Raw genomic sequence first — 9,296 nt, 5'->3', positions numbered from 1 at the left:
CTGCCCGCCCGCACCGGAGCCAGCCTCGTGGCCTCCTCCACACCCGCCAGCGACTCCCGCCACGCCTCCTCGGCCGCACCCCGATCCTGACCCGCCACCCACGCCAGATAGTCCCGGTACGGAGTCACCGGGGTCAGAACATCACCCCGGCCACCCTGTACGTACGCCGTCATGAGCTCACGCATGAGCACCGGCAGGGACCAGCCGTCCAACAGCAGGTGATGGCAGGTGAACACCAGCCGGAACCGCTCCTCCGCAAGACGGATCAGGGTGAACCGCAGCAACGGCGGAGCGGCCAGATCGAAACGCCGCGCCCGGTCCTGTTCCAGCCACTCCTCGACCGCAGCCTCCTGAGCGGCCGAGCCGACGCCCGAGAAGTCCACCTCCTCCCAGGGCACGTCAACCTGCTTGGGGATCACCTGGACGGGCTGGCGCAGACCCTCGTAAGCGAACCCCGCACGCAGATTGGCATGCCGTTCCACCACCACGGACGCGGCACCCTTCAGTGCCGCGACGTCCAAGCGGCCCTCAACCAGCGATGACAGCTGCGTCGTGTAGACATCCAGCGCCTGCTCGTCATACAGGGCGTGGAACAGCAGACCCTCCTGCAACGGAGCCAGCGGCAGAACATCGGCAATGTCCTTCCACCTCGCCTCCACCACACCGATCTCCGCCTGGCTGAGGGAGACCAGCGGCAGGTCGGAAGGCGTGTACCCACCGGCGTCGGAGCCGGCCGCCGACCGGGAGCGGGCCGCGAGACCCGCCACCGTCTTCCGCTCGAAGACGTCCCGCGCCGAGAAGACCAGACCCGCGGCCCGCGCACGCGCCACCAACTGGATCGACAGGATGCTGTCGCCACCCAGCTCGAAGAAGCCGTCGTCGACCGACACCGACTCCACGCCGAGCACTTCGGCGAACAGCCCGCACAGGACCTCTTCCCGCGGAGTACGCGGCCCCTTGCCCTTGGCGCCGGAGACGAAGTCGGGGGCCGGCAGGGCGCGCCGGTCCAGCTTCCCGTTCGGCGTCAACGGCAGACCGTCGAGCGTGACGAACGCGGACGGCACCATGTAATCCGGCAACCGCTCCGCCACGAACTCACGCAGCACGGACGTGTCGCCGATGGCCTCGCCGACCGCAGGCACCACATACGCGACGAGCCGCTTGTCGCCCGGCTGGTCCTCACGCACCACGACCGCCGTCTGGGCCACCTGCCCGTGACCCGCGAGGACCGCTTCGACCTCGCCCGGCTCGATACGGAAACCCCGCACCTTCACCTGGGCATCAGCACGCCCCACGAACTCCAGCACACCATCCGCGGACCAGCGCACCACATCCCCGGTCCGGTACATCCGCGACCCGGACACCCCCGCGAACGGATCCGCCACGAACCGCTCAGCCGTCAGAGCCGCACGGCCCACGTAACCCCGGGCCACGCCGGCGCCGGCGATGTACAGCTCACCCGCCACACCCACCGGCACCGGCGACAAAGCCGAATCCAGCACGTACACGCGCGTGTTGTCCATCGGACGCCCGATCGGCACCGACCCGCCTACGGCCGCACCCGCCGGAACCTCATGCTGCGTCGCACACAGCGTGATCTCCGTCGGCCCGTACAGCACCCGCACCACAGTGTCCGGACACGCATCCAATACCCGCCGCACCGCCACGGGCGACACCACATCACCACCCGTCAACACTTCGCGGACGCCGTCGAAGCACTCCGGATCCTGCTCCGCGATCACACGGAACAGGCCGGCGGTCAGGTGAACGGAGGTGATGTCCTCCTGTGTGAGGAGCTTCCTCAGGGCCACCGAGTCGATCTGCTCCGTCGGGGCAACGACGACCCGTCCCCCGGACAGGAGCGGAACCCACAGCTCGTAGTTGGAGATATCGAAGGCATGCGGTGCGTGGAAGAGGATCCGGTCCTGCGGACCGCTCTTCCAGGACGAGTCCAGGACGAGCTCGACCACGCCCCGGTGGGTGACGGCCACCCCCTTGGGGTCACCGGTCGAGCCCGACGTGTACATCACGTACGCCAGACCGTCCGCCTCGACACGGGCATCCGTGGACGGCGAATCCGCCCCGTCCCGGGGCACCGCGACCGCGGCGACGCCCGCCACGTCGAGCACCTGAACGGGGCCGGCGAACGCGGCGGCATCCGCCGGCCGGTCGGTCAGCAGCAACCGGGCACGGCAGTCCTCCACGACGAGCCGGCGCCGTTCCGCCGGGTAGCCGTCGTGCAGCGGCACGTAGAACGCGCCGGTCTTGAGTACGGCCAGCAGTGCCACCACGAGGTCGGTGGAGCGCCTCATCCAGACGGCGACGGCCTGCTCCGGTCCCGCACCCTTGGCGATCAGGTCGTGGGCCAGGGCATTCGCGCGCGCTTCCAGTTCGGCGTAGGTGATCTCCGTTCCGCCGCCCGCCAGTGCGACGGAATCCGGGGTGGCACGCACCTGAGCCTGGAAGAGGTCGACCAGGGTGGTGGTGGGCACCGCGTGGGTGGTGCCGTTCCCTGTGGCCAGGATCCGCTCGCGTTCGGCCGGGTCCAGCACGTCCACGTCACGGACAGGGGTGTCGGGTGCGGCTACGATCGTTTCGAGGACCCGGATCAGCCGCGCCGCCAGCTGCTCGACGGCCTCCTGGTCGAAGGCGTCCTCCCGGTAGTCGAGGCGCAGGCTGAGCTCCTGTCCGGGCAGGACCATGAGGCTCAGCGGGTAGTGGGTCGCGTCGTTCCCGACGACGTCGGTGACCTCGATGTCGGCACCGAGTCCGGCGGACGCGGCCTGGTCGACGGGGTAGTTCTCGAAGACGACGACAGTGTCGAAGAGGTCGGTGCGCCCGACGGTCTTCTGGATTTCGGCGAGCCCGAGGTGCTGGTGGGGCATCAGACGTGCCTGTTCGTCCTGCAGCCGTGCGAGGGCGTCGACGACCGGCTGGGCGGGGTCGAGCCGTGCGCGGACGGGCAGGGTGTTGATGAACAGTCCCACCATGGTCTCGACGCCGGGGAGCTCCGGCGGTCGTCCGGAGACGGTGGTTCCGAAGACCACGTCGTCCAGGCCGGTGAGGCGACCCAGCAAGATGCCCCAGGCACCTTGGACCAACGTGTTGAAGGTGAGGTTCCGAGAGCGTCCCAGTTCGGTGAGGGCGCTCGTCAGTCGCTCGTCGACGGTGAAGGTGGCCCGACGCGGGAACGATTCCACGGCGCGCGTGCCCGGGTTGGGCACGAGGTGGGTGGAGTCTTCGAGGCCTCCGAGTGCGGCCGCCCATTCCCGGCGTGCGACTTCGGCATCCTGTCGTGCGGTCCAGGTGAGGTACTCGCGGTACGGCGTGACCGGCATGAGGCGGGCGTCGCCTCGCCTCCGGTAGAGGCTGAAGAGCTCCTGGAACAAGACGGCGTTCGACCAGCCGTCGAGCAGGATGTGGTGGTTGGCCCACACGAACCGGTAGTCGTCCTCGGCCATGCGGATCAGGCTGCAGCGGAGCAGCGGGGACCGGCCCAGGTCGAACCTGCGGCCGCGGTCCTCGATGAGAAGGCGTTCGGCTTCGGCTTCGCGCTCCTCGGGCGCGAGGTGGGTGAGGTCGATGTCCTGCCAGGGGGCTTCGACGTCCCGCATCACGACCTGTACGGGCTGCCCCGTCTTGCGGTGCTGCACGCGCACCCGGAGGTTGGCGTGGCGGGTCAGGACATCGTTCACAGCCTTGCGCAGCGCAGGTCCGTCGACCTTGCCCCGCAAGGAGACGGCGAGCTGAACGACGTACGTGTCCGCCGATTCGTCATCGAACTGTGCGTGGAAGAGGAGCCCTTCCTGCAGAGGCGACAACGGAAGGATGTCTTCAATACGCGACCGCTTCATTTCAAATCCTTCCGTTCAGTCTTCCGTCTCGGCGAACTCGAACTCGAACTCGTCGATCTCGTCTTGGCTCAATCCCAGCAGGGGTACGTCGGACGGGGTCAGTCCGCCGATGCCCGGGGACTCGGCCGAAGTCGCCATGAGTGTCAGGGCCTGCGTGTAGGCCTCGGCGAGTCCTTGTACGTCGGCGGCCGCCCACAGTCGGCCGGGCCAGGCCCAGGTGGTCAGCAGCTCGGGTCCGGCGCCGGTGTCCCGCGCCACGGCGTTGATCGTCAGGGCGTGCGCCATGGGCATGTCCGTGTCGGCTCCGCCGCCGGCTTCACCGTCGTCGACGACCGACCAGGGCTGCGCCGTACCGCCCTGACCGGTCGGGGCCGGGACGCGTCCCAGGTAGTTGAAGAGGATGTGCGGTTCGGGGAGGGCTGCGAGGCGGGCAGCGGTCTCCGGGTGGAGGTACCTGAGCAGTCCGTACCCGAAGCCGTTGTCCGGGGCGGCCCGCAGCTGCTCCTTCACGTACTTGAGGACGTCCTCCGCTGCCCGCCCGCCGCCGACTTCCCGCATGTCGAGGCGGACGGGAGAGACGCTGGTGAACCAGCCCACTGTCCGCGAGACGTCCAGGGCGGGTGTGATCTGCTCCCGTCCGTGGCGCTCGACGTCGACGAGGAACGGCGGGGTGCTTCCGTCGTGCCGTGCCGTGCGGCTGCCGACGGCTGTCAGCAGGGCTGCGAGGAGGACGCTGTCCGCACCGCAGTTGTAGGCCTCGGGCAAGGAGGTCAGCAACGGCGCAGCCAGTTCCGTCGGCAGCGTCACGGTGATGGTCCGCGCCGTGCCCCATGTGTCGTGTGCCGGTTCGAGGGCCGGGACGGAGCTCCATGGTGCCTCGGTCTCCGCGACGACCTCCTCCCAGAAGGGCAGTTCGCCCACACGCCGCTCGGCTTCCGCGCATGTGTGGTCGGCCCAGCGGCGGAAGGTCGTGTAGACGGGCTGGAGGTTCGGTTGCCGGTCGGCAGCGATGTCCTGCCACGCGGAGACGAGGTCGGGTACGAGGATGCGCCAGGACACGGCGTCGACGGCGAGGTGGTGAAGCGTGATCACCAGCCGGCCGTGCTCGTGCGGTCCCGCGTCGAGCCAGACCGCGTGCAGCATCCTTCCCTCCGCCGGGGACAGGAGGCTCCTCGCCTCGTCCTCCTGTTGGACGGCCAGTGCGCGGAGTTCACGCTCCCCCAGACCCGCGGCCTCGACGCGGGTGAGGCAGGACACGGCGGAGACGCTGCCCGGCGGCAGTACCTCCAGCTGCCACGTGCCGTCCGCGTCGGCGGTGGTGAGTCGGGCCCTCAGGAGGTCATGAAGGTCGACGATCGCCTGCACGGCGGCTGTGAGGTCGTCTCGGAGCAGTCCGCCCGGCGTCACGAGCGTGACCGACTGGCTGAACCGCTCGATGGCGCCGCCGCGCTCGCGCAGTTGGTGCATGACGGGAGTCAGCGGGACCGCGCCGGTGCCCGGGTCTGCTGCCTCGGCGTTCCGTGTGTCCACCTCGATCGCCACGGCGGCGAGCGCTTCGACGGTCTTCCGCTCGAACACCTGCTGCGGTGTGACGGTCAGTCCCGCCGCACGTGCCTTGGCGACCAGCTGGATGGAGACGATGCTGTCGCCGCCCATCGCGAAGAAGTTGTCGTCCGCGCAGACCTCGCCGACGCCGAGTACGTCGGCGAAGACGGCGCAGAGAATGCGCTCCCGCTCGGTACGGGGCGCCCGGCCGCCGCCTCCGGCGTAATCGGGTGCGGGCAGGGCCGCACGCTCGAGCTTGCCGGTCGGCCCCAGGGGAAGGGCGTCGAGTTGGACCAGGGCCGCCGGGATCATGTAGTCGGGCAGTGCTTCGGCAAGGCGCAGACGCAGGTCGTCGGGCTCGATGCGTACGTCGGCATCGGCGACGAGATAGGCGACGAGCCGCTTGTCCCCCGGCCGGTCCTCCCTCACGACGACCACGGCCTGGGCCACGCCCGTGAAGGACTCCAGCACCGTCTCGATCTCGCCGGGCTCGATGCGGAAGCCACGTATCTTCACCTGGGTGTCGGTACGGCCGGCGAACTCGAGGGTGCCGTCGGGCCGCCACTTCACCCGGTCGCCGGTCCGGTACATGCGCGTCCCCACGGAACCGAACGGGTCGGCGACGAATCGCTCCGCGGTCAGGTCGGGTCGGTCGACGTAGCCGCGCGCCAGGCCCTCACCCGCGATGTACAGCTCGCCGATCACTCCCCAGGGGACGGGCTCCAACGCTTCGTCGAGCACGTACAGTCGCGTGTTGTCGAGCGGCCGGCCGATCGGGATGGAGGCCCGGTCGTCCGCGCCCGGCAGCAGGGAGTGGTGGGCGACGCAGAGGGTCGATTCGGTCGGACCGTAGCTGTTCGTGAACCGCATGCCGGAGGTGTGGTCCATGACCTTCCGCACCGCGGAGAGGGAGACCGTGTCTCCGCCGACGTAGACGTCGCGGAGGGTGCCGAAGCTCTGGGGTTCGCTCTCGGCGAGGAGCCGGAAGATCCCCTCGTTGAACAGGCCCACGGTGACGTGTGCGCCGGCCATGGTGCGGGCCAGCTCGGGAATGTCCGCGGCGACACCGCCCGATGTGACGACGGTGGCCCCCTTGAGGAGGCCGCCCCACACCTCGTAGGTGGAGGCGTCGAACGACGGCGAGGAGTGGACGAGGACGCGGTCCTCGGCCGTGCGTCCCCAGTACTGGTCGGAAACGAGCGCGACGACGTTCCGGTGCGTGACGGCGACGCCCTTGGGACGGCCGGTGGAGCCGGAGGTGAACATGACGTACGCCAGGTCGAGCGGCCGCACCACCGGAGCGGGCCCGGCTGCCGCCGAGACGCCCCGTGAGGGCAGGTCCTCGACCAGCACGACATCGATGCCCTGGCCACGGCGGTTCCCCGGGATCAGGGCCAGGGTTTTCCGGTCGACCACGACGGCGATGCTCCGGGAGTCGCCGAGGATCAGCTCCAGGCGGGCGGCAGGGCTCCTGCTGTCCAGCGGCACGTACGCCGCCCCGGCGTGCGTGACGGCCAGGGTCATGGCGATCTGGTCGGTCCAGCCGTCCAGCAGCAGAGCCACCCGGTCGCCCGGCCCGATGCCGCGCGAGACGAGCCCGTTCGCGAGCTGCCGCACGCGAGTGCCGAGCTCGGCGTAGGTGAGCTCGATGTCACCGCTCACGACCGCAAGGGCGTCGGGGGTACGCGTCACCTGCGCCTGGAAGAGCTCCGGCAGTGTCGCTTCGGGGATCTCGCGGGCCGTGTCGTTCCAGTCGACGAGCAGGCGTCGGCGTTCCTCGGTGCCGAGGACGCCGAGGGTGCGGATCGGCCGGTCGGGATTTCCGGCGACGGCTTCGAGCAGTCGGGACAGCCGCTCGGCGAGCTGCTCGACGGTCGTCCTGTCGAACAGGTCGGTCCGGTAGTCCAACGTGCCCTGGAGCCCGACGGGTGATCCGTCGCGACCGAGGGTCTCGGCGAGGTTGAAGGACAGGTCGAACCTGGCCGCCGGAATGTGGACCGGCTGGGGGTGGGCCTGGATGCCGGGCAGGTCGAGGTCGGGACGGACGTTGTTGTGGAAGGCGAGCATGACCTGGAAGAGGGGGTGCCTGGCCATGGAACGGGCCGGGTTGAGGACCTCCACCAGCCGCTCGAACGGCACATCCTGATGCGCGAAGGCGGCCAGATCGGCCTCCCGCACCCGCTCCACCACCTGCCGGAACGTCGGGTCACCAGCGACATCGGTCCGCAGGACCAGCGTGTTCACGAAGAACCCGACCAGGTCGTCGAGGGCATCGTCGGTGCGTCCCGCCACCGGGGTCCCGATCGGGATGTCCTCACCCGCACCCATCTTCGACAACAGCACCGCCAGCGCGGCCTGCACCGTCATGAAGACACTCGCACCGCAGGAGCGGGACAGCTCCACCAGCCGGGCGTGCACTTCCCCCGGAACACGCACGTCCACGGAAGCACCCTCGTGCGAGGCAACCGCCGGACGCGGGAAGTCGACCGGCAGCTCCAACTGCTCAGGAAGGTCAGCAAGAGCCTCCCGCCAGAAAGCCACCTGCCCCGCAATCACACTCTCCGGGTCGTCCTCGTCACCCAGGACTTCACGCTGCCACAGCGTGAAGTCCGCGTACTGCACCGGAAGCAACTGCCACGCGGGCCCACGCCCCTCACGGCGAGCCGCATACGCCTCCGACAGGTCCTTCGCCAAAGGCGCCATCGACCAGCCATCAGCCGCAATGTGATGGACCACCATCACCAGCACCCACTCATCGGCAGCGTCCGCCACCTCCAACAGCCGCACCCGCCACGGCAGATCCCGCTCCAGATCGAACCCAGTACCCGCGATGCCGGCCACAGCCGAAGCCACCTCACCCGAGGACACCGACTCGACACGGACCTCGGGAGCACCCGCCCCGGGGTCCACGATCAGCTGGCTCGGCTGGCCATCCGCGCTCTGCCGGAACACGGTCCGCAAGCTCTCGTGCCGGCCAGCGACATCCGCCAGCGCCGCCCGCAACGCCTCCACGTCCAGCGCCCCGCTCAGCCGCAGGGCGAGGGGAATGTTGTACGTCGCGGACGCGCCCTCCAGCTGTCCCAGGAACCACAGTCGGCGCTGCGCGTAAGACACCGGAAGCACTTCGGGCCGCACCCGCACACCCAACCGCTCCCGAACCCGACCACCCTCATCAAGCCGACCCACCAGACCGGCGACGCTCGGCGCCTCGAACAGCGACCGGATGCCCACCTCGACGCCCAGCACCGACCGGACCCGACTCACCAGACGAGTCGCAAGCAGCGAATGACCACCCAGTTCGAAGAAGCTGTCGTCGATCGACACCGAATCCACACCCAGAACCTCGGCGAACAGACCGCACAGGATCTCCTCCCGCGGCGACCGCGGCGCCCGCCCGGAAGCCTTGGACGTGTACTCCGGTGCCGGCAGGGCGCGCCGGTCCAGCTTCCCGTTCGGCGTCAACGGCAGGGAGTCGAGCGTGACGAACGCGGACGGCACCATGTAGTCCGGCAAGCGCTCGGACACATGCTGACGCAGCACGGACGTGTCGACGACACCATCGTTGGCTTCCGCTACGAGGTAGGCGACCAAGCGCTTGTCGCCCGGCTGGTCCTCACGCACCACGACCGCCGCCCGGGCCACCTGCCCATGCCCCGCCAGGACCGCCTCGACCTCGCCCGGCTCGATACGGAAACCACGCACCTTCACCTGAGCATCCGCACGCCCCACGAACTCCAGCACACCATCCGCGGACCAGCGCACCACGTCCCCGGTCCGGTACATCCGCGCCCCGGGCGCCACCGCGAACGGATCCGCGACAAACCGCTCAGCCGTCAGGCCCGCACGACCCAGATAACCCCGCGCCAGCTGCGCACCCGCGATGTACAGCTCGCCCGC

General features: G+C 69.7%; 2 protein-coding genes. Both read right to left on the bottom strand.

The features are described 5' to 3' along the window. On the bottom strand, window positions 1–3,854 hold a 3,854-nt coding region (locus ACIQTP_RS46795; protein ID WP_403412326.1), incomplete at its 3' end, for an amino acid adenylation domain-containing protein. Window positions 3,855–3,869: 15 nt separating this feature from the next. Then, the coding region (locus ACIQTP_RS46790) for an amino acid adenylation domain-containing protein (protein ID WP_403412323.1) at window positions 3,870–9,296 on the bottom strand (5,427 nt) is incomplete at its 5' end.

The organism is Streptomyces sp. NPDC090798 (assembly GCF_044768965.1).
Lineage (GTDB): Bacteria > Actinomycetota > Actinomycetes > Streptomycetales > Streptomycetaceae > Streptomyces.
Note: the sequence above shows the minus strand (reverse complement) of the source record. Positions and strands in the feature narration are given on the sequence as shown.